At 72.1% G+C, this 19248-nt stretch carries 21 protein-coding genes; 8 read left to right on the top strand and 13 right to left on the bottom strand.

Annotated features, from left to right (window positions below; all coding sequences use genetic code 11):
• Window positions 1-8: 8 nt before the first annotated feature.
• From recO to ADL08_RS24420, 3 genes are all read right to left on the bottom strand, one after another.
• Window positions 9-758, bottom strand: coding sequence for a DNA repair protein RecO (recO, locus tag ADL08_RS24430; RefSeq protein ID WP_053646482.1), 750 nt, complete (start codon window positions 756-758; stop codon window positions 9-11).
• Between the two features lie 88 nt (window positions 759-846).
• The gene (locus ADL08_RS24425) at window positions 847-1062 is read right to left on the bottom strand and encodes a hypothetical protein (RefSeq protein ID WP_053646480.1); all 216 of its coding nucleotides are present in this window, start codon (window positions 1060-1062) and stop codon (window positions 847-849) included.
• Window positions 1059-1295, bottom strand: coding sequence for a hypothetical protein (locus ADL08_RS24420; RefSeq protein ID WP_229991658.1), 237 nt, complete (start codon window positions 1293-1295; stop codon window positions 1059-1061). Before ADL08_RS24420 ends, ADL08_RS24425 begins: the two co-directional genes overlap by 4 nt.
• 117 nt (window positions 1296-1412) lie before the next feature.
• Here ADL08_RS24420 and ADL08_RS24415 point away from each other — a divergent pair, with 117 nt between their 5' ends.
• From ADL08_RS24415 to ADL08_RS24400, 4 genes are all read left to right on the top strand, one after another.
• Window positions 1413-2246, top strand: a complete 834-nt coding sequence (locus ADL08_RS24415; protein WP_053646478.1) for a helix-turn-helix domain-containing protein — start codon at window positions 1413-1415, stop codon at window positions 2244-2246.
• Window positions 2228-2494, top strand: a complete 267-nt coding sequence (locus ADL08_RS24410) for a DUF397 domain-containing protein (protein ID WP_053646476.1) — start codon at window positions 2228-2230, stop codon at window positions 2492-2494. Before ADL08_RS24415 ends, ADL08_RS24410 begins: the two co-directional genes overlap by 19 nt.
• Window positions 2491-3324 carry a hypothetical protein gene (locus ADL08_RS24405; RefSeq protein ID WP_053646474.1) on the top strand — a complete coding sequence of 278 codons (834 nt, stop codon included), beginning with the start codon at window positions 2491-2493 and terminating at the stop codon, window positions 3322-3324. The genes ADL08_RS24410 and ADL08_RS24405 overlap by 4 nt, the downstream gene beginning before the upstream one ends.
• Window positions 3325-3460: 136 nt before the next feature.
• Complete coding sequence (locus ADL08_RS24400) at window positions 3461-4831, top strand: FAD-dependent oxidoreductase (protein WP_053646472.1); 1371 nt, start codon at window positions 3461-3463, stop codon at window positions 4829-4831.
• A gap of 90 nt (window positions 4832-4921) precedes the next feature.
• Here ADL08_RS24400 and ADL08_RS24395 read toward each other — a convergent pair whose 3' ends face one another.
• Together ADL08_RS24395 and leuA are read right to left on the bottom strand one after the other, a co-directional pair.
• Window positions 4922-5614 carry a TerB family tellurite resistance protein gene (locus ADL08_RS24395; RefSeq protein ID WP_053646470.1) on the bottom strand — a complete coding sequence of 231 codons (693 nt, stop codon included), beginning with the start codon at window positions 5612-5614 and terminating at the stop codon, window positions 4922-4924.
• 242 nt (window positions 5615-5856) lie between these two features.
• A complete protein-coding gene (gene leuA, locus ADL08_RS24390) occupies window positions 5857-7629 on the bottom strand; it encodes a 2-isopropylmalate synthase (protein ID WP_053646468.1) in 1773 nt (590 codons plus the stop codon).
• 293 nt (window positions 7630-7922) lie between these two features.
• On the opposite strand from leuA, the gene ADL08_RS24385 reads away from it, so the two are divergent.
• Both ADL08_RS24385 and ADL08_RS24380 read left to right on the top strand, forming a co-directional pair.
• Window positions 7923-8975 carry a M4 family metallopeptidase gene (locus ADL08_RS24385; RefSeq protein ID WP_053646466.1) on the top strand — a complete coding sequence of 351 codons (1053 nt, stop codon included), beginning with the start codon at window positions 7923-7925 and terminating at the stop codon, window positions 8973-8975.
• Window positions 8976-8995: 20 nt separating this feature from the next.
• On the top strand, window positions 8996-9268 hold the full coding sequence (locus tag ADL08_RS24380) for a protealysin inhibitor emfourin (RefSeq protein ID WP_053646464.1): 273 nt from the start codon (window positions 8996-8998) through the stop codon (window positions 9266-9268).
• Between the two features lie 13 nt (window positions 9269-9281).
• Here ADL08_RS24380 and era read toward each other — a convergent pair whose 3' ends face one another.
• From era to ADL08_RS24365, 3 genes are read right to left on the bottom strand one after another with little or no spacing between them, the layout of a single operon-like run.
• Window positions 9282-10232, bottom strand: coding sequence for a GTPase Era (gene era, locus ADL08_RS24375; protein WP_420709594.1), 951 nt, complete (start codon window positions 10230-10232; stop codon window positions 9282-9284).
• A gap of 60 nt (window positions 10233-10292) precedes the next feature.
• Entirely contained in the window at window positions 10293-10655 is a 363-nt protein-coding gene (locus ADL08_RS24370) for a cytidine deaminase (RefSeq protein WP_053646461.1), read from the bottom strand.
• 43 nt (window positions 10656-10698) lie between these two features.
• Window positions 10699-11583: a helix-turn-helix transcriptional regulator gene (locus ADL08_RS24365; RefSeq protein ID WP_053646459.1), complete on the bottom strand. Its 885-nt coding sequence runs from the start codon at window positions 11581-11583 to the stop codon at window positions 10699-10701.
• A 91-nt stretch (window positions 11584-11674) separates the two neighbouring features.
• On the opposite strand from ADL08_RS24365, the gene ADL08_RS24360 reads away from it, so the two are divergent.
• A complete protein-coding gene (locus ADL08_RS24360) occupies window positions 11675-13090 on the top strand; it encodes an MFS transporter (RefSeq protein WP_053646457.1) in 1416 nt (471 codons plus the stop codon).
• A 22-nt stretch (window positions 13091-13112) separates the two neighbouring features.
• On the opposite strand, the gene ADL08_RS24355 is transcribed toward ADL08_RS24360, so the two are convergent.
• From ADL08_RS24355 to ADL08_RS24335, 5 genes are all read right to left on the bottom strand, one after another.
• Window positions 13113-13466: an MmcQ/YjbR family DNA-binding protein gene (locus ADL08_RS24355; RefSeq protein WP_053646454.1), complete on the bottom strand. Its 354-nt coding sequence runs from the start codon at window positions 13464-13466 to the stop codon at window positions 13113-13115.
• Between the two features lie 16 nt (window positions 13467-13482).
• Window positions 13483-14787, bottom strand: coding sequence for a hemolysin family protein (locus ADL08_RS24350; RefSeq protein WP_053646452.1), 1305 nt, complete (start codon window positions 14785-14787; stop codon window positions 13483-13485).
• A gap of 5 nt (window positions 14788-14792) precedes the next feature.
• Window positions 14793-15290: an rRNA maturation RNase YbeY gene (gene ybeY, locus ADL08_RS24345; RefSeq protein ID WP_030211030.1), complete on the bottom strand. Its 498-nt coding sequence runs from the start codon at window positions 15288-15290 to the stop codon at window positions 14793-14795.
• 13 nt (window positions 15291-15303) lie between these two features.
• Window positions 15304-16350: a PhoH family protein gene (locus ADL08_RS24340; protein ID WP_053646450.1), complete on the bottom strand. Its 1047-nt coding sequence runs from the start codon at window positions 16348-16350 to the stop codon at window positions 15304-15306.
• Window positions 16351-16504: 154 nt separating this feature from the next.
• Window positions 16505-17623 (bottom strand): carbohydrate kinase family protein, encoded by a 1119-nt coding sequence (locus ADL08_RS24335; protein ID WP_053646448.1) that lies wholly within the window; start codon window positions 17621-17623, stop codon window positions 16505-16507.
• A 258-nt stretch (window positions 17624-17881) separates the two neighbouring features.
• Between ADL08_RS24335 and ADL08_RS24330 the strand changes: the two genes are divergently transcribed.
• Complete coding sequence (locus ADL08_RS24330) at window positions 17882-19246, top strand: MFS transporter (RefSeq protein WP_053646447.1); 1365 nt, start codon at window positions 17882-17884, stop codon at window positions 19244-19246.
• The last annotated feature ends 2 nt before the right edge of the window (window positions 19247-19248 follow it).

Below are 19248 nucleotides of genomic sequence, written 5' to 3'. Positions count from 1 at the left end.
TCTCCTACCTAGGTCTTCTCTACGTATCGCAGGGAGCGCAGGCCACGCTCCAGGTGCCAGTGCAGGTAGGCGGAGACGAGTCCGCCGCCCTCCCTGACGTGACGCGGCTCGCACGCGTCCGCCGTCGCCCAGTCGCCGGTGAGGAGCGCGCTGAGCAGGCCGATGGCCTCCGCAGAGGGTACGACGCTTCCGGGCACCCGGCAGTCGCCGCATATGACTCCGCCCGCCGCGACCGAGAAGAACCGGTTCGGCCCCGGGAGTCCGCATTTGGCACAGTCCCCGAAGCTGGGCGCGTAGCCGTTCACGGCGAGGGAGCGCAGCAGGAAGGCGTCCAGGATCAGATGGGGGGCGTGCTCGCCCCGGGCGAGGGTCCGCAGGCCCCCGACGAGCAGCAGGTACTGCTGGACGGCCGGCTCGCCCTCGTGGTCGGTGAACCGCTCGGCCGTCTCCAGCATGGCCGTGCCGGCGGTGTAGCGGGCGTAGTCGGTGACGATCCCGCCGCCGTACGCGGCGATGGTCTCGCTCTGCGTGCAGAGCGGCAGGCCGCGCCCGATCAGCTCGCTCCCCCGGGCGAAGAACTGCACGTCCACGTGGGAGAAGGGTTCGAGCCGGGCCCCGAACTTCGACTTCGTGCGCCGCACGCCCCGCGCCACGGCGCGTACGCGCCCGTGACCGCGCGTGAGGATCGTGATGATGCGGTCCGCCTCACCCAGCTTCTGGGTGCGCAGCACGACGCCGTCGTCACGGAACAGACTCATGCGGCCCATTCTCCCGTACGGCACCGACACCCGGGTCCGGGGCCGGGTGCCGGTGCCGTACGGGAGCCCTACGGGGCCCCGCCGCCGCTCAAGGCACCTCGCCCCGGCTGCGGGCGTTGACGTGCGCCGTGGACGCGCTCAGCCGCTCGGCCGAGGTCGCCTCCCGCACCCCCTCGGGGTCCACGTCCCACTCGCGCCCGCCGCCCAGCGCGCGGATCTGGACGTAGGGGCCCTCGTGCCCCATGACCCTCCCGACGCGTCCGGTGCGGATCTCGACGACGTACGACCCGATGGGCAGCGTCACGATCGACTCTCCTCCCTCGGCAGTACGGCGGCGGCGAGGAGCCGGGCCGTTTCCACCGTGCAGCATCCCAATTCCACGAGCGGCCTCGGGGGATCGGCGGCGAGGGTGACGACGTCGAGGCCGAGCGAGGGAAGGGTGATTCCCGCACTCGCGAGTGCCTCGCGCAATTCCGCCACCGCCTCTTGCGCGGCTCCGACCGTCCCCGTGGACGCCTTCGTGATGTCTTCCTTCACCAACGTATGCCTTTCTGAATCCATTTCCCGCTTCGCCTCTCCAGGGTGACCCCTGATCCGTAGAATCGGCAGCTGCGCACGCCGTACAACTGCGGGGTAGGGCAGGGGAGTTAAGTCATGGCCAGAGGCAAGCGGCAGGACGTGTGGGAGTTCTTCGGGGACCTCCTGAAGGAACGCAGGGAGGCGGCGGGGATCTCGCAGAGCGAACTGGGCGGACGGGTGTTCGTCTCGGGCGGCTACATCGGACTGTTCGAGCAGGGAATTCGAAAACCCCAACTGGACGTCGCGAAAAGAATCGACGAGGTCCTACAAACCGGCGGTATTTTCGAACGCACCTGGCGCAAGCTCATCGACAAGTCGCCGTACGCGTCCTATTTCCACGCGGTCGCGGAGCTGGAGGCCGTGGCGACGAAGATCTGCGAGTTCGCGCCGACGGTCGTCCCGGGTCTGATGCAGACGGGGGCGTACGCGCGGGCGGTGACGCTGGCGATGCACCCCTTCGCCGCGGAGGAGTTCGTCGACGAGAAGGTCACCTCTCGGATCGAGCGGGCGAAGATCCTCGCGGACACTACAAGGCCCGAGTATTGGGTCATCCTCCACGAGAACGCCGTCCTCACCCCCGTGGGAGGTGCAGCAGTGATGGCGGCGGCACTGGAGCACATCGTGGAGCTGATCCGGGAGCGGCAGGTCCTGGTGACCGTGCTCCCCCGCTCAGTCGGAGCGCACTCGGTCATGGAGGGCTCCCTGCGACTGATGGAGTTCAAGGACCAGCCTCCAACGGCCTATACAGAGACCGCTTTTTCGGGAACGTTGCTCGACGATCCGGCGATGGTGAAGCAGGCACAGCGCGCCTACGATCTACTCAGGGTCGCCACACTGTCGCCGGAGGCGTCCCTCAAGCTGATCGAGTCGGCGGCGGAGGACTTCAGACGATGCGCGAGTACGACCTGACCCACGCCCACTGGTTCAAGAGCAGCTACAGCAACGCGTCGGGCGGCGACTGCGTCGAAGTCTCCTACGACTTCACGGACGCCGCCTGGCGCAAGAGCAGCCACAGCAACGGCGACGGCGGCAACTGCGTCGAGGTCCTGGACGACGTCCCCGGCGTCGTCCCGGTCCGGGACAGCAAGAACCCCGGCCCCGTCCTCGTCGTCCCCGCCGCCGCCTGGGCCGCCTTCGTCGCGGGCGTGCGGAGATGACGACGACCCCGTCCATACCCGTCGTCCAGGGCTCCGGGAAGACCTCGCTCCGCCTCGACGGCGACGCGCTGCTCCTGAGCCGGCCGCGCGAGGAGGCACGCATCCCCCTGGCGGCGGTGGGACGGGTCCTGGCCGAGGGCCGGTCGGTCGCGGTCGAGCTGACGGCCCCCGAGGGCGCCGTACCGTCCGTACACCGGATCGACGGGACGAGCGAGGCGGCGGCCACGATGTTCGCGGCGGCCGTCAACGCCGTCCTGCCGGGGGTGGCCGGGCGGGACGCGACGGCCGACGGGGCCGGTCTGGTCGAGGCCCGCACCCTCTCGCCGAACTGGCGGGCGCGGAAGCTGCGGGCCATCAAGCGGGGGTCGTACGGCCTGCTCGGCGCGCTCGTCATCGCGGGCGTGCTCGTCTGCGTGCTCGGAGACCCGTTCGTCCTGATCGTGCTCGTCATCGGGGGCGTCGTGGGGACGGTGGGCCTCGCCGCCGGGGCGAACGCGCTGGCCAACTGGTACCGCGAGTGGCGTCTGGTCCGGCACGGCGTCACGACCTTCGCGGCGGAGGACCCGCGGGAGCCGGGGACATACCTCTACGTGGACCCGGCGGGCCTGGTCCGCCACGTGTTCACCTGGGCGGGCGGCACGGCCGTCAAGGTCAGCTACGACCCCCGGGACCCGGGGAACGTCGTCCTGCCGAGGGTGGCCCTGATGCGGCGCGTGGAGCTCTGCGCCGGACTGTTCTTCGTGGTCCTGGGACTGGGCGCGTACGCCTGCGCGATCACCATGGTCGTCCTGACGATCCTCGATCCCACGGCGCTCGACGGCCCCGCCTAGCCCTTCTTATGGAAGTCATAAGTCAAACTTATGTGCTCATAGGCCGGGGCCGGGTACCGCTCCGGGTCGTGCATTATTTAGGGTGACCTAAGTGTCGGCGGCTTCGCCGCCATGTCGCTGCGAAGGGAACCCAGTCATGCCCCGCCCCCTCCGGGTCGCGATCGTCGGCGCCGGCCCCGCCGGAATCTACGCCGCCGATGCGCTGCTGAAGTCCGAGGCCGCCGCCGAACCGGGCGTGTCGATCGACATCTTCGAGCGGATGCCGGCGCCCTTCGGCCTCATCCGCTACGGCGTCGCCCCCGACCACCCGCGCATCAAGGGCATCGTCAACGCGCTCCACCAGGTCCTCGACAAGCCGCAGGTCCGCCTGTTCGGCAACGTCGACTACGGCACCGACGTGCACCTGGACGACCTGCGCTCCTTCTACGACGCCGTGGTCTTCTCGACCGGCGCCATGGCCGACCGCGAGCTGAAGATCCCCGGCGTGGAGCTGGACGGCTGCCTCGGCGCCGCCGACTTCGCCTCCTGGTACGACGGCCACCCGGACGTCCCGCGCACCTGGGACCTGTCCGCCGAGAAGGTCGCCGTCCTCGGCGTCGGCAACGTGGCCCTCGACATCGCCCGCATCCTGGCGAAGACGGCGGACGAGCTGCTGCCGACCGAGATCCCGGCCAACGTCTACGAGGGCCTGAAGGCCAACAAGGCGCTGGAAGTGCACGTCTTCGGCCGCCGCGGCCCGGCGCAGGCGAAGTTCAGCCCCATGGAGCTGCGCGAGCTGGACCACTCCCCCACCATCGAGGTCATCGTCAACCCCGAGGACATCGACTACGACGACGGCTCGATCGCGGACCGCCGCAAGAACAAGCAGACCGACATGGTCGCGAAGACCCTGGAGAACTGGGCGATCCGCGACACCGGCGACCGCCCGCACAAGCTCTTCCTGCACTTCTTCGAGTCCCCGGTCGAGGTCCTCGGCGAGGACGGCAAGGTCGTCGGCCTGCGCACCGAGCGCACCGAGCTGGACGGCACCGGCAACGTCAAGGGCACCGGTCGGACCACCGACTGGGACGTCCAGGCCGTCTACCGCGCGGTCGGCTACCTCTCGGACGAGCTGTCGAAGCTCCCGTGGGACGCCGTCAGCGGCACCGTCCCGGACGAGGGCGGCCGGGTGATCCAGGAGAACGGCGAGCACCTGGCGTCGACCTACGTCACCGGCTGGATCCGGCGCGGCCCGGTCGGCCTCATCGGCCACACCAAGGGCGACGCCAACGAGACCGTGGCGAACCTCCTGGACGACTTCGCGAACGGGCGCCTGCTCGACCCGGCCACCCCGGAGACGGACGCGGTCGTGGCCTTCCTCGAGGGCAAGGGCATCACGTACACGACGTGGGAGGGCTGGTACGCCCTGGACGCCGCCGAGAAGGCGCTCGGCGAGCCGCAGGGCCGCGAGCGCGTGAAGATCGTGGAGCGCGAGGACATGCTGCGCGCGAGCGGCGCGATTCAGTAACCGTCGCACCGGTACGGCGACCGCGGGGGCTCGGAGGGGATCTCCGGGTCCCCGCGGAGTCGTTCCTCCCGGTGGGACCCTTCCCACGCCTCAGGAAACGGTCCGCGCGGAGGTGAGCAGCCGGACGGTGTCGTCCGGGGGCAGCGAGAGCGCGTTGCCGACGGTGCCGAGGACCTCCATCTCGGCCGGGCTGTAGGCGCCGTCGGCCAGGGCGATCCGGGCGGCCTGGACGAGGATCGACTCCCGCCCGGAGGGGGCCAGGTGCGGGGCGAGCGGCTCCAGGGCCTCGTGGAGCTCGATCGCGAGGAGCGTGCCCTCGGGGTTCACCTCGGGCATGAAGCGCCCCGTGTCGGCCTCCAGGGCCTCCACCAGGTCCACGAGCTGGACGGCCGTGCACTCCGCGAAGCCGGCGGAGCGGACCGCGCTGACGGCCCGGTCCAGGACGGCCCGGGAGCCGGTGCCGCCGGCCGCGAGGACGGCCAGGGCGACGGTGTGCACGCCGTCCCGCAACATCGCGGAGAAACGGCTGGTGGTCGGGCGGTCGAGCACCTCCGTGCCGAAGTGCGTGTGACAGGCCGCGCACTCGACGACGGGGCCCGTACAGCCCCGGGGCAGGACGGGGACGCCCAGGACGGCGAACCTGCGGCGGCCGGTGCGCCGCCGGTAGTTGCGGTCGCCCCCGCACTCCTCGCAGAAGAACTCCCCGTCCCCGACGGTGTTCCAGGAGGTGCGAACCCCGCAGATGCCCACTTTCCCACCACGTGAATTCCGGGCAGACCGCATACGCACCTCCTCGACGCCCCGGCTGCACTGCCGGCGTGGGCGTGATGTTAGCCACATCCTTGATGCGGCGTCAGCACCCCTACGTCACTTCACTGGGGAGATGGCCGAGACACGTCACCGTTCGCATGCCGGGAAATCACCCTCCGGAGTGGTTCCGCGAGCCCTCCTCCGCCTCCCCCGCCGGGGGAACGGCGCTGCCCCGCACCCTCCGGGAGGATGCGGGGCAGTGGTTCCGGGACAGGTCAGCGGGCGGAGCGGTTGACCGCCGAGATGACCGCCTTCAGGGAGGCGCGGGTGGTGTTGGCGTCGATGCCGATGCCCCACAGGACCTTGCCGTCGATGGCGCACTCGATGTACGAGGCGGCCTGCGCGGAGGCGCCCTCGCTCATCGTGTGCTCCTGGTAGTCCAGCAGGCGGGCGTCCACGCCGACGGCCTGCAGGGCGGCGAAGAAGGCCGAGATCGGGCCGTTGCCGGAGCCGGTCAGGACGGTGTCGACGCCGTCCACGACCGCCTCGACGGTCAGCGTGTCCGTGCCGTCCGTGTCGGAGGTGGTCTGGCCGGAGCGCAGCTGGATGCGGCCCCAACGAGCCGCGGTGTCGTCGGGGTTGGGCAGGTACTCGTCCTGGAAGACGGACCAGATCGCGGCCGGCGTGACCTCGCCGCCCTCGGAGTCGGTCTTCTGCTGGATGATCCTGGAGAACTCGATCTGCATCCGGCGGGGCAGGTCCAGCTTGTGGTCGTTCTTCAGGACGTACGCGATGCCGCCCTTGCCGGACTGCGAGTTGACCCGGATGACGGCCTCGTAGGAGCGGCCGACGTCCTTCGGGTCGATCGGCAGGTACGGGACCGCCCACTCGATGTCGTCCACGGTCTTGCCCCGGGCGGCCGCGTCGGCCTCCATGGCGTCGAAGCCCTTCTTGATGGCGTCCTGGTGGGAGCCGGAGAAGGCGGTGTAGACCAGGTCGCCCGCGTAGGGGTGGCGCGGGTGGACCTCCATCTGGTTGCAGTACTCGCTGGTGCGGCGGATCTCGTCGATCTGCGAGAAGTCGATCTGCGGGTCGACGCCCTGGCTGAACAGGTTCATGCCCAGGGTCACCAGGTCGACGTTGCCGGTGCGCTCGCCCTGGCCGAACAGGCAGCCCTCGACGCGGTCGGCGCCGGCCATGACGGCCAGCTCGGCCGCCGCCACGGCCGTGCCGCGGTCGTTGTGCGGGTGGGCGGAGATGCAGACGTACTCACGGCGGGTCAGGTTCCGGGACATCCACTCGAACCGGTCCGCGTGCGTGGACGGCGTCGAACGCTCCACGGTGGCGGGCAGGTTGAGGATGATCTCGCGGCCCGGGCCCGGCTGCCAGACGTCGCAGACGGCCTCGCAGACCTCCAGGGCGAAGTCCAGCTCGGTGTCGGTGAAGATCTCGGGGCTGTACTGGTAGCCGAAGACCGTCTCCGGGCCCAGCAGCTTCTCCGCGTACTCCATGACCAGGCGCGTGCCGTCCACGGCGATCTGCTTGATCTGCTCCTTCGAGCCGCGGAAGACGACCCGGCGGAAGGTGGGCGCGGTGGCGTTGTACAGGTGGACGGTGGCCCGCTTCGCGCCGACCAGGGACTCGACGGTCCGCTCGATCAGGTCCTCGCGGGCCTGGGTCAGGACGGAGATGGTGACGTCGTCCGGGATCGCGCCCTCTTCGATGATGGAGCGCACGAACGCGAAGTCGGTCTCGCCGGAGGACGGGAAGCCGACCTCGATCTCCTTGTAGCCCATGCGTACGAGCAGGTCGAACATCTCGCGCTTGCGGGCCGGGGACATCGGGTCGATCAGGGCCTGGTTGCCGTCGCGCAGGTCGGTGGACAGCCACCGGGGGGCCTTGGTGATGCGCCGGTCGGGCCAGGTCCGGTCGGGGATCTCGACGGCCTCGTACCGGCCGTACTTGTGGATCGGCATCCCGGACGGCTTCTGCAGCGGCGTCTCGTTGGTGACGGGCGTGGGGCGGCCGATGAACGGGGACTGCGACATTGCGTGGGCTCCTCGGTGGTCCTACGGAGTGGACGGCCGACTGTCGAACGCAACACCAGATCCCGCGGGGAGGGGGTCGGCCTACGACTACAGGCCCTCGCCGCGGCAGCTAAGGAGAAGCAGCCTGAAACGCATGATGTGCCGCAGCTTAGCCCAGGGACGCGGAAGCGGACGTCCCGTTCCAGTATGCGGGACGCCTCCGGAATCAAACTCGAACAGTGACGGATCACTCCATTTCGCCAATCCTCGTCTCTCCTCGTGACAGCGCCGTCACGCACTGCCACATTGCTGGAATGACCGCTCACACGCCCGTCTTCTGTTCGATCGTGCCGCCGCACCTCCTGGAGCACCTGGCGCACTCCTCGAATCCGGCCGTCGCCGCCGCCGCCCGCCGCACCCTGGCCGCGGACGCCTCGGCCCGCGCGTTCCGGGTGCTGCCGCTGCCCGGCTCCGCCCCGACGGCCGCCGCCCGCGACGCCGCCACGCCCCACCGGACCGTCCACGACTGCCGGCACGGCACCGACCTGCCGGGCGAGAAGGTCCGCGCCGAGGGCGCGGAGGCGACCGGCGACGCCTCCGTCAACCGCGCGTACGCGGGCCTCGGCGCCACCTTCGACCTCTTCCTGAACGCCTTCGGCCGCGACTCGATCGACGGCTCCGGGCTGCCGCTGACCGCCTCCGTCCACTACGACCGGAACTACGGCAACGCCTTCTGGAACGGCGAGCAGATGGTGTTCGGGGACGGCGACGACGAGATCTTCCTCGACTTCACCCTGCCCGTGGACGTCATCGGCCACGAACTGGCCCACGGCTTCACCCAGTACACGGCGAACCTGGAGTACTTCAGCCAGTCCGGCGCCCTCAACGAGTCCGTCTCGGACGTCTTCGGCTCCCTCGTGAAGCAGTACGCCCTCGGGCAGAGCGCCGAGGCGGCGGACTGGCTCATCGGCGAGGGCCTCTTCCACCCGGACGTGGAGGGCAGGGCCCTGCGCTCCATGAAGGCCCCCGGCACCGCGTACGACGACGACGTCCTCGGCAAGGACCCGCAGCCCGCCCACATGGACGACTACGTCCGCACGGGCCGCGACAACGGCGGGGTGCACATCAACTCCGGCATCCCCAACCACGCCTTCTACCTGGCGGCGACCGAACTGGGCGGCAACGCCTGGGAGCGCGCCGGGCAGATCTGGTACGACGTGATGACCGGCGGCGCCCTCACCCCGGAGACCCGGTTCGCCGAGTTCGCGGCGGCGACGGTGAAGGCGGCGAAGGACCGGTACGGCGACGGGGCCGAGATCCAGGCCGTGCTGAAGTCCTGGGCGGCGGTGGGCGTGCCGACGGACTGAGCCGGGGTAGACAAGGGCCCATGCGGATTCGAGTACGGCGCACGGGCGGTTTCGCGGGCATCGAGCGGTCGGCGGAGGTGGACACCTCGGGCCGTCCCGACGCCGGGGAGTGGACCGCCCTGGCGGGGGCGGTCCTCGCGGCCGGCGACGACCGGGACGGCGGCCGGGGCGGGGTCCCGGACGGCTTCTCGTACGAGATCACGATCGACGGCCGCACGGTCCGGTGCGGCGACCCCGACCTGACGGACGCGCAGAGGACCCTCGTGTCGAGGGTCCTCAAGGAAGGCGCGTAGCTCTCCGCGGCTCCTAGAAGCCCAGCTTCCGCAGCTGCTTCGGGTCCCGCTGCCAGTCCTTCGCGACCTTCACGTGGAGGTCGAGGAAGACCGGGGTGCCGAGGAGGGCCTCGATGTGCTTGCGGGACTTCATGCCGACCTCCTTCAGGCGGCTGCCCTTGGGGCCGATGATGATGCCCTTCTGGCTGGGGCGCTCGATGTACACGTTGGCGTGGATGTCGAGCAGCGGCCGGTCCGCCGGGCGGTTCTCGCGGGGGATCATCTCCTCCACGACCACCGCGATGGAGTGCGGCAGCTCGTCCCGCACGCCTTCGAGCGCGGCCTCGCGGATCAGCTCCGCGACCATGACCTGCTCGGGCTCGTCCGTGAGGTCGCCCTCCGGGTAGAGCGGCGGGGACTCGGGGAGCAGCGGGACGAGCAGGTCGGCGACGAGCTGGACCTGCTTGTCGCCGACGGCCGAGACCGGGACGATCTGCTGCCACTCGAAGCCCAGCTCCTTGCCGAGCTGGTCGACGGCGATGAGCTGTTCGGCCAGGGTCTTGGAGTCGACCAGGTCGGTCTTGGTGATGATCGCGACCTTGGGGGTCTTCCTGATCTCCGCCAGTTCCTTGGCGATGAAGCGGTCGCCGGGGCCGAGCTTCTGGTCGGCGGGCAGACAGAAGCCGATCACGTCGACCTCGGCCCAGGTGGTGCGCACGACGTCGTTGAGCCGCTCGCCCAGGAGGGTGCGCGGCTTGTGGAGGCCGGGGGTGTCGACCAGGATCAGCTGCGCGTCCGGGCGGTGCACGATGCCCCGGACGGTGTGCCGGGTGGTCTGCGGCCGGTTCGAGGTGATGGCCACCTTCTGGCCGACCAGAGCGTTCGTGAGGGTGGACTTGCCCGCGTTGGGGCGGCCGACGAAGCAGGCGAAGCCGGCCCGGTGGACGGCTTCGGTTTCTTGGTTGCGAGCGCTCATGGGGGCCATTGTCCCCGATGAGCGCCCGCGTCACGCACTCAGTGGGTGCGGAGGGGCCGGCGGCGCGTCTCAGCCCGCCGTGACGGCCTGCCGCAGCCGTCCGTCCGGGCCCGCGAGCAGGACCGGGGTCTCCGGGCCGCCGAGGTCCCGCACGGCCGCGCGGTCCGCGTCCGAGGCCGCCTCGGCGGTCGACACGACGGCCGCCGCCTCCAGGGACTCGGCGCCGCTGGCCACCGCCATCGCGACGGCGGTCTGCAGGGCGCTCAGCCTGAGCGAGTCGAGGGCCACGGTCCCGGCCACGTACGTCCGGCCGGTCTCGTCGCGGACGGCCGCGCCCTCGGCCACGCCGTTGCGGGCCCGCGCGCTCCGCGCGAGGGTGATGATCTTGAGGTCCTCGGCGCCGAGGTCGCCGTGCTCGCTGCTGAGTGTCATGGAGCGAGCATAGGCGGGGCCCCGTGACGGCCCGGACGGGACCTCAGCCCGCCACCGGGTACATCGCCCCGCGCCGGCCCTCCGGGGCGACCAGCCACTCCAGCTTCGCGGCCGTGTCGGCCTCCGGGAGCGGGGTGTGCATCACGATGACCAGGTCGGGACGGGCCGGGATCCGGAGCTGGGTCGCCTCGACGACCAGCGTGCCGGCCAGCGGGTGCTCCAGCTCCTTGCGGTGCTGGCCGCCCGGCAGGACGTCCCGCCGGTCCCACAGCTCCGCGAACTCCCCGCTCAGCGCCCTGGCCTCCTCGACCACCGCCCGGAAGCCCTCGTCGTCGGGGCACTCCGAGCAGGCCGACCGGAACTGCGCGACCACCCGGGGCGCCAGCTCCTCCCAGTGGCTCACCCGGGCGCGGTACAGCGGATCGGTGAAGAAGGCGACCAGGCAGTTCTGGGAGGTGTCCGGCCGCATCCCGAGCACGACCGACGCCGCCTCGTTGTACAGGACCGTGTTCCAGTACGCGTCCATGATGTGCGCCGGGAACGGCATCCACGCGTCGATCAGCCGCCGCAGTCCGTGGCACATGTCCCGGTCCTCCGGGGCCGCCTCCAGGGCCGGCGGGTTCAGGGCCGCCAGGACGTACAGGTGGCGCCGCTCGGCCGGGCTCAGGCGCAGCACCCGCGCCACCGAGTCCAGGACCTGGGGCGAGACCGTGATGTCCCTGCCCTGCTCCAGCCACTGGTACCAGGAGACCCCGACGCCCGCGAGGACGGCGACCTCCTCGCGGCGCAGGCCCGGGGTGCGGCGGCGGCCGCCGTCCGGGAGGCCCGCCTCGGCCGGGCCGACCCGGGCCCGGCGGCTCATCAGGAACTCGCGCAGTTCACCGAGGCGGTGCCGCTTCGCGTCGGTGCTCTCGGCAGCGGTGGCCACGTGTGCTTCCTCCCCCTGGACGCCTGGTGGTGCGACCAACAGGATAAGTTCCCGCTCCCCAGGCTTGTTCCCGCGCGCCGAGGGTGGGGCCATGGCAACCCTGACCCCTTCCCCGTCCTCCCCCTCCCCCGGCGGGACCGCGCCCCCCGCTCCCCCGGTCCTCGGCCGTCGCGACCGGCTCGTCCTCTTCGTGCTGTGCGCCGCCCAGTTCATGGTGGCGCTCGACTTCTCCGTGCTGAACGTGGCGCTGCCCGTCCTCGGCGCCGACCTCGGTCTCGACCGGTCGGCCCTCCAGTGGGCCGTCACCGCCTTCGCCCTGCCCTCCGGCGGCTTCCTGCTGCTCTTCGGGCGGATCGGCGACCTCTACGGGCGCAAGCGGCTCTTCCTCGCCGGGCTCGCCGTCTTCGGCGCCGCCTCGCTGCTCGCCGCCCTCGCCTGGAACCCGGCCGCCTTCCTCACCGGGCGCGCCCTCCAGGGCCTCGGCGCCGCCGCGATCGTGCCCACCGGCATGTCCCTCCTGACGACCACCTTCCCCGAGGGGCCGCTGCGGGACCGGGCGCTCGGCATCTCCGGCACCCTGCTCTCGCTGGGCTTCACCGTCGGCATGGTGCTCGGCGGGGTCATGACCGACACCCTCGGCTGGCGCTCCACGATGGGCCTGCTGGCCCTCTTCACCCTGGTCGTGCTGCCGCTGGCGCCCCGGCTGCTGCCCGAGTCCCGCACCCCGGACCGGCCCCGGCTCGACGTGCCCGGCGCGATCACCGTCACCGGCGGTCTGCTCGCCCTGATCCACGCCCTGTCGACGGCGGCCGAGCGCGGCTTCGGCGGCGCGGACGTGCGGATCACCCTGGTGGCGGGCGTGCTGCTGCTCGCGGTCTTCGTACGGGTCGAGTCCCGGCACCCGGCCCCGCTGGTCTCGCTGCCGATGCTGCGGCGGGGCACGATCGCCTTCGGCAACCTGGGCGGGCTCGTCACCTTCTCGATGATGTCGACCGTCGTCTTCGTGCTGACCCTGTACCTCCAGGAGACCCTGGGCCTCTCGGCCTTCGCCACCGGCCTGGTCTTCGGGGTGCAGGGCGTGCTCTCGGTCGTCGCCGGGACGTTCGCGCCGAGGGTGATCGGCCGGATCGGCGCCCGCCGCACCCTGGCGGCCTCGCTCGCCGGCCAGGGCCTGCTGACGGCCGCGCTGCTCGGCGTGACCGAGGGCTCGGGCGCGGTCCTGGCGACGGTCGCGGTGTCGCTGGCCTCCATGTGCCACCTGGGCGCGATCATCTCGTACGGCCTGACCGTCACCTCCGGCGTCCCCGACGGGGAGCAGGGCCTGGCGACGGGGCTCGTGACCACGACCCAGCAGGTCGGCATCACGATCGGGATCCCGCTGCTCGGGGTGCTCGCCACGACGGGCGGGGACCTGTACGGGGGCGTCCGCACGGTCCTCGCCCTGGACGCGGCGATCGTCCTCGGCACGGCGCTGGTCGTCGGCCTGGGCCTGCGGCGCCGGTCCTGAGGACCGTGGCGGCGGCCCCGGGTCAGGGGCGGTCGAGGCGGAGCCGTACCGCCTTCGGCAGGCCCGCGACGACGAGGTCGTACGAGTCCTCGACCAGCTCCCGGACCATCCGGTCCGGGAGCTCTCCGACGGTCACGGTGTTCCAGTGCCGCTTGTTCATGTGGTAGCCGGGGGCGATCGCCGGGTGCTCCTCGCGGAGCCGTACGGCCTCGTCCGGGTCGCACTTGAGGTTGACCCGCAGCGGCTCGGAGTCGAGCGCCGACAGGGCGAAGAGCTTCCCGGCGACCTTGAAGACGGAGGTCTCCGGGCCGAAGGGGAACTCCTCCGTCGCGTCGTCGAACTCCAGGCAGAGGGCGCGCAGCGCGTCGGGGGTCACTCGGGCTCCTCGGGGGTCACTCGGGCTCCTTCTCCGCTCCGACCGGCTCCACCGGCTCCACGAGCACCGTGACGATCTTGTTCCGGCGGCCGGCCGGGGACTCGGCGGTCAGCCGGAGCGAGCGCCCGTCGGGCAGCTCCACCACGGACTTCGCGCCCGAGATCGGGACGCGGCCGAGGGCCTTGGCGAGCAGGCCGCCGACGGTCTCCACGTCCTCGTCGTCGTACTCGTCGGGGCCCAGGCCGTAGAGCTCGCCGAGGTCCCCGATGTCGAGGCGGGCGGTGACCCGGTAGCGGTCCTCGCCGAGCTCCTGGACGGGCGGCAGCTCCCGGTCGTACTCGTCGGTGATCTCGCCGACGATCTCCTCCAGGATGTCCTCGATGGTGACGATCCCGGCCGTGCCGCCGTACTCGTCGACGACGACGGCGACGTGGTTGCGCTCCTGCTGCATCTCGCGCAGCAGGTCACCGGCGTTCTTGGTGTCCGGCACGAAGGCGGCGGGCCGCATCGCGGTCGACACCAGGTCGGACTCCGACTCCCGGTTGACGTGGGTCCGGCGGGCCAGGTCCTTCAGGTACACGATGCCGACGATGTCGTCCTCGTTCTCGCCGGTGACCGGGATCCGGGAGAAGCCGGAGCGCAGCGCGAGGGTGAGGGCCTGGCGGACGGTCTTGTACCGCTCGATGCAGATCAGGTCGGTGCGGGGCACCATCACCTCGCGCACGAGGGTGTCGCCCAGTTCGAAGACGGAGTGCACCATGCGGCGCTCGTCGTCCTCGATCAGCGACTCCTGCTCGGCGAGGTCGACCAGGGCGCGCAGCTCGGCCTCGGAGGCGAAGGGGCCCTTGCGGAAGCCCTTGCCGGGGGTGAGCGCGTTGCCGATGAGGATCAGGAGCTGCGGGATCGGGCCCATGATCCGGGCCAGCGGCACCAGGACGTACGCGGCGGCCGTCGCCGTGTTCAGCGGGTGCTGGCGGCCGATGGTGCGCGGCGAGACGCCGACGGCCACGTACGAGACGAGGACCATGACGGCGATCGCGATGAGCAGCGCCTCCCAGGTCTCCGGGAAGGCCTCCAGGCAGGCGTACGTGACGAGGACGCCGGCCGCCATCTCGCAGGCGACGCGGACGAGCAGCGCCACGTTGAGGTAGCGGGTCGGGTCGGAGGTGACCTGGGCGAGCTTCTCGGCCCCGCGCCGCCCGGACCGTACGGCCTCGGCGGCGCGGAAGCCGGAGATCCGGGCGAGGCCCGCCTCGGCGCAGGCGGCGAGCCAGGCCACGACGACGAGCGCGACCGCCCCGAGGACCAGCGAGACGTCCATCGGGGTCAGGAGACGGTCGGCGCCGGGGAGGGGCCGGTCAGGCCCTTCTCCGCGCGCCAGCCGTCGACGATCGCCGCCTGGAGGCCGAACATCTCGGCCTTCTCGTCGGGCTCCTCGTGGTCGTACCCGAGGAGGTGCAGCACTCCGTGGACGGTGAGGAGCTGGAGCTCCTCGTCCATGGAGTGCTGCGTCGGCGCGTCCTTGCCCTGCTGGGTGGCGACCTCGGGGCAGAGCACGATGTCGCCGAGGAGCCCCTGCGGGGGCTCCGCGTCGTCCTTCGCCGGCGGACGCAGCTCGTCCATCGGGAAGGACATGACGTCCGTGGGGCCGGGCAGGTCCATCCACTGGATGTGCAGCTGCTCCATCGCCTCCGCGTCCACGACGATCACCGAGAGCTCGGAGAGGGGGTGGATGCGCATGCGCGCGAGCGCGTAGCGGGCGATGTCGAGGATCGACTGCTCGTCGACCTCGGTGCCGGACTCGTTGTTGACGTCGATCGACATGGTGGTTCTGTGACTACTTCCCGTTGCGGCCGTTGCGGCTGTCGTACTGCTCGTACGCGTCGACGATACGGCCGACGAGCTTGTGCCGGACGACATCCTGCGACGTGAGCGTGGAGAAGTGGACGTCCTGGACCCCGTCGAGGATGTCGCGGACCTGCCGCAGACCGCTCTTCGTCCCGTTCGGCAGGTCGACCTGGGTGACGTCACCGGTGATGACGATCTTCGAGTCGAAGCCGAGGCGGGTGAGGAACATCTTCATCTGCTCGGGGTTCGTGTTCTGCGCCTCGTCCAGGATGATGAACGCGTCGTTGAGCGTGCGGCCGCGCATGTACGCCAGGGGCGCGACCTCGATCGTGCCGCTCGCCATGAGCTTGGGGATCGAGTCCGGGTCGAGCATGTCGTGCAGGGCGTCGTAGAGCGGGCGCAGGTACGGGTCGATCTTCTCGTAGAGCGTGCCCGGCAGGAAGCCGAGCCGCTCGCCCGCCTCGACGGCGGGTCTGGTCAGGATGATCCGGTTGACCTGCTTGGACTGCAGGGCCTGGACCGCCTTGGCCATGGCGAGATAGGTCTTGCCGGTGCCCGCGGGGCCGATGCCGAAGACGATCGTGTGCTTGTCGATGGCGTCGACGTACCGCTTCTGGTTGAGCGTCTTGGGGCGGATCGTGCGGCCCCGGCTGGAGAGGATGTTCTGCGTGAGCACCTCGGCGGGGGTCTCCTCGCCGCCCTCCGCCGATCCGTCTCCGCTCGCCCTGAGCATGGCGATCGAGCGTTCCACTGCGTCCTCCGTCATCGGCTGACCGGTGCGGAGCACCAGCATCATCTCGTCGAACAGGCGCTGGATCAGAGCGACTTCCGCCGCGTCGCCGACCGCGCTGACCTGGTTGCCCCGGACGTGGATGTCGGTCCCGGGGAACGAGCGCTCGATGACGCGGAGCAGGGAGTCGCCGGAGCCCAGCAGGGTCACCATGGGGTGCTTGGCGGGGACCGTGAAGTGGGCGCGGGCCTGTCCGTGCGCCTCGTCGCGGGGCGCTCCGTCGTGGGCTGTGGGTGTGTGAGTCATGGGCCGGCACTGTGGCCTGCGCATACCTCCCGTACGCGGGGTTCTCGCGGCTCGACAACCTCTCGATCACCAAGCCTACGACCTGGTACCGACAAGGCCTAAGGGGTTTCCGGAGGGCCGTTCGAGTGGGGCGCCCCCTTTCGGGCGGGCCGTCCTACGAGGCGGCCGCGCGGAAGCCGATCGTCGGGACCGCCCGGCGCAGCGGCCAGGGCCGGGCGGGGGCGGGCAGGAGGCGCTCCAGGAAGGCGTAGCGGTCCCGCAGGGCCGCGGGGTCCTGCCGGGCGTCGCCCTGGGCCCGCTGCCACCAGGCGGCGATCTCGTCCCAGGTGGGGGCGGAGAGGGAGCCGCCGAACTCCTGGACGGAGAGGGCGGCGGTGAGGCCGGCGAAGGCGAGCCGGTCGGCGAGGGGCCAGTCGGCGAGGGTCCCGGTGACGAAGCCGGCGACGAAGACGTCCCCGGCGCCGGTCGGGTCGAGGGCGGAGACCTGGATGGCGGGGACCTCGGCGGTCTCGCCGGTGGCGCCGTCGACCGCGTAGGCGCCCTCGGCGCCGAGGGTGACCACGGCGTAGCGGACCTTGTCGGCGAGGACGCGGGCGGCGGTCCGGGGGCAGTCGGCGCGGGTGTAGCGCATCGCCTCGGCCGCGTTGGGCAGGAACGCCTCGCAGTGCTCCAGGTCGGGCAGGGCCGCCAGGTCCCAGCGGCCGGTGTCGTCCCAGCCGACGTCGGCGAAGACCTTGGCGCCGGAGCGGGCGGCCTGGGCGACCCACTCCTCGGGGCGGCCCGGGGCGAGGGAGGCGACGGCCGCGCGCGCGTGCGGCGGGTAGGCGGGCGGGGCGCCCTCGGACGGCGGGGCCGCGTGGCCGTGGGAGACCATCGTGCGCTCGCCCTCGTAGGCCATGGAGACGGTGACCGGGGAGTGCCAGCCGGGGACGGTGCGGGAGAAGGAGAGGTCGATGCCCTCGCCCTGCTCCAGGGCGTCCCAGCAGTACTCGCCGTAGTGGTCGTCGCCGAAGGCGGCGGCCAGGGAGGTGCGCAGGCCGAGGCGGGCGAGGGCGGTGGCCATGTTGGCGACGCCGCCGGGGCTGGACCCCATGCCGCGGGCCCAGGACTCGGTGCCGCGGACGGGGGCGCTGTCGAGGCCGGTGAAGATGATGTCGAGGAAGACCGTGCCGGTCAGGAAGACGTCGCAGGCGGGGTCGGTGGGCTCGCGCAGCCGCTCCAACGGGTCGATCTCGGCGTCGTGTTGCGGCTGCTCTCTCCTGGGTGTGGTCACGGCGGGCTCCCCGGTCGCGGTGCGGATCCGCCCAGTGTGCCCGATGGGGGGCGGGAGACGGGTGGGACGCACGAAGGAGGCCCTCAGTACCCGAGAACCGCCCCGGCAAACCCATGGTGACCCGGATCACATGACGTACCGGCGGATACCGTCTTCTCCCGCCCTCTCCTCGCTTGATACACATGGTCCCGCGACCCCGTGCTCCTCGCGCACCACCGGGCGCTCCACCCCCTCCCCTTCTTGTTCCCGGGAACGCCCATGTCGTCGCGGTCTCGCGGCGCGGGGGCCCTCGTCGCCCTCGTCGCGCTCTTCACGGCCGGTTACCTGGCCCCGTACCTCCTGCCGACCGTCGTCGGCAGGCTCTCCGCCGGGCTCGGCCTCACCCCCGCGCAGGCGGGCCTGGTCGGCTCGGTGCTGCTGCTCGGCTCCTCGTCCGCCGGGTTCGCGCTCGCCGCGCGCGGGGAGCGGATCGGACCGCGCCGGGCGGCCCGCGCGGGCCTGCTCGCCATGGTGGTCGGATACGGCTCCGCCGCCGCGACCGGCACCGTGCCGCTGGTGGTCGCGGGCGCCGTCCTCGGCGGCCTCGGCTCGGGCACGGCGACGGCGGTGGCCGCCGCCGGGATCGCCGGGCGGCCGGACCCGCACCGGGGCTCGGCCCTGGGCCTGCTCTCCGTCTCGGCCACGGCCGGCGCCCTCTACCTGACGCTCCCCCACCTGGGCTCCGGCCACGCGCCCCCGCTGCTCGCGATCGCCTGCGCGGCGGCCCTGGTGTGGCCGGTGACGAGCCGTCTGCCGGGAGGTACGCGGGCGCGTGCGCGTACGGACGCGGTGACGGGCCGGGAGTCCGCCGCGTCCGCGACGGGCCCGCTGCCGTACCGCCGGGCGGGGGCCGTCCTCGCGGGCGGCATCCTGTGCTGGTCCCTCGCGCAGAACGCGCTGTGGGGCGTGAGCGGGCGCATCGGGCTCACCCAGGCCGGGCTCTCCGAGGTCACCGTCGGCGCGGTCTTCGCGGTGGCGCTCGGCGCGGGGCTCGCCGGGGTCACGGCGGCGGGGGCGCTCGGCCCGCGCCTGGGCCGGGCGGTGCCGATCGGGGTCGGCACGGTCCTCATCGCGGGCTGCGTGCTGCTCAGCTCGGCCGCCCGGGACCTGCTGTCCTTCGCGACCGGCGAGATCCTGTGGAACGCCGTCTACCCGGTCGTCCTGTCGTACCTCCTGGGCCTGGCCGCCTCCCTCGACCCGCGCGGCCGCTGGGCCGTCCTGGTCGGCTCGGCGTCCTCCCTCGGCGTGGCCTGCGGCCCGGTGACCGGCAGCCTCCTCTCGGAGAGCGCGGGCTACCCGGGCATGGGCGCGGTCCTCTGCGCCCTGCTCCTCCTGGTCGCCGCCCCCGTGACGGCCGTGGCCCGCCACGTCTCCGGCCGTCCCCTGGTCCCCGGCTCGATCCGCCGCCGCGGCGGCGCCCCCGCGGCCGTCCTGGCCGGCACCGCCTCGGCGACGCCGTCCCTGGTGCCCCAGGTGGGCGCCCCCGAGCAGCCGGTCGCCCCGATCCGGGTGCCGGTCCCGGCCGCCCGCCGCCGCTTGACGAGGTCGGCGTTCGGGTTGGCGGGGGTGAGGGGGCGGGAGTAGGC

It is taken from the genome of Streptomyces sp. NRRL F-6492 (genome assembly GCF_001280125.1).
Taxonomy (GTDB): Bacteria; Actinomycetota; Actinomycetes; order Streptomycetales; family Streptomycetaceae; genus Streptomyces.
The sequence above is the reverse complement of the archived record's forward strand: the minus strand, read 5'-3'. Positions and strand labels throughout refer to the sequence as shown.

Bases quoted from the DNA above. Each gene is read 5' to 3' on its own strand.
- recO (WP_053646482.1), bottom strand. From the start codon at position 758: ATGAGTCTGTTCCGTGACGACGGCGTCGTGCTGCGCACCCAGAAGCTG.
- ADL08_RS24415 (WP_053646478.1), top strand. From the start codon at position 1,413: ATGGCCAGAGGCAAGCGGCAGGACGTGTGGGAGTTCTTCGGGGACCTC.
- ADL08_RS24410 (WP_053646476.1), top strand. From the start codon at position 2,228: ATGCGCGAGTACGACCTGACCCACGCCCACTGGTTCAAGAGCAGCTAC.
- ADL08_RS24405 (WP_053646474.1), top strand. From the start codon at position 2,491: ATGACGACGACCCCGTCCATACCCGTCGTCCAGGGCTCCGGGAAGACC.
- ADL08_RS24400 (WP_053646472.1), top strand. From the start codon at position 3,461: ATGCCCCGCCCCCTCCGGGTCGCGATCGTCGGCGCCGGCCCCGCCGGA.
- ADL08_RS24395 (WP_053646470.1), bottom strand. From the start codon at position 5,614: ATGCGGTCTGCCCGGAATTCACGTGGTGGGAAAGTGGGCATCTGCGGG.
- leuA (WP_053646468.1), bottom strand. From the start codon at position 7,629: ATGTCGCAGTCCCCGTTCATCGGCCGCCCCACGCCCGTCACCAACGAG.
- ADL08_RS24385 (WP_053646466.1), top strand. From the start codon at position 7,923: ATGACCGCTCACACGCCCGTCTTCTGTTCGATCGTGCCGCCGCACCTC.
- ADL08_RS24380 (WP_053646464.1), top strand. From the start codon at position 8,996: ATGCGGATTCGAGTACGGCGCACGGGCGGTTTCGCGGGCATCGAGCGG.
- era (WP_420709594.1), bottom strand. From the start codon at position 10,232: ATGGCCCCCATGAGCGCTCGCAACCAAGAAACCGAAGCCGTCCACCGG.
- ADL08_RS24370 (WP_053646461.1), bottom strand. From the start codon at position 10,655: ATGACACTCAGCAGCGAGCACGGCGACCTCGGCGCCGAGGACCTCAAG.
- ADL08_RS24360 (WP_053646457.1), top strand. From the start codon at position 11,675: ATGGCAACCCTGACCCCTTCCCCGTCCTCCCCCTCCCCCGGCGGGACC.
- ADL08_RS24350 (WP_053646452.1), bottom strand. From the start codon at position 14,787: ATGGACGTCTCGCTGGTCCTCGGGGCGGTCGCGCTCGTCGTCGTGGCC.
- ybeY (WP_030211030.1), bottom strand. From the start codon at position 15,290: ATGTCGATCGACGTCAACAACGAGTCCGGCACCGAGGTCGACGAGCAG.
- ADL08_RS24340 (WP_053646450.1), bottom strand. From the start codon at position 16,350: ATGACTCACACACCCACAGCCCACGACGGAGCGCCCCGCGACGAGGCG.
- ADL08_RS24330 (WP_053646447.1), top strand. From the start codon at position 17,882: ATGTCGTCGCGGTCTCGCGGCGCGGGGGCCCTCGTCGCCCTCGTCGCG.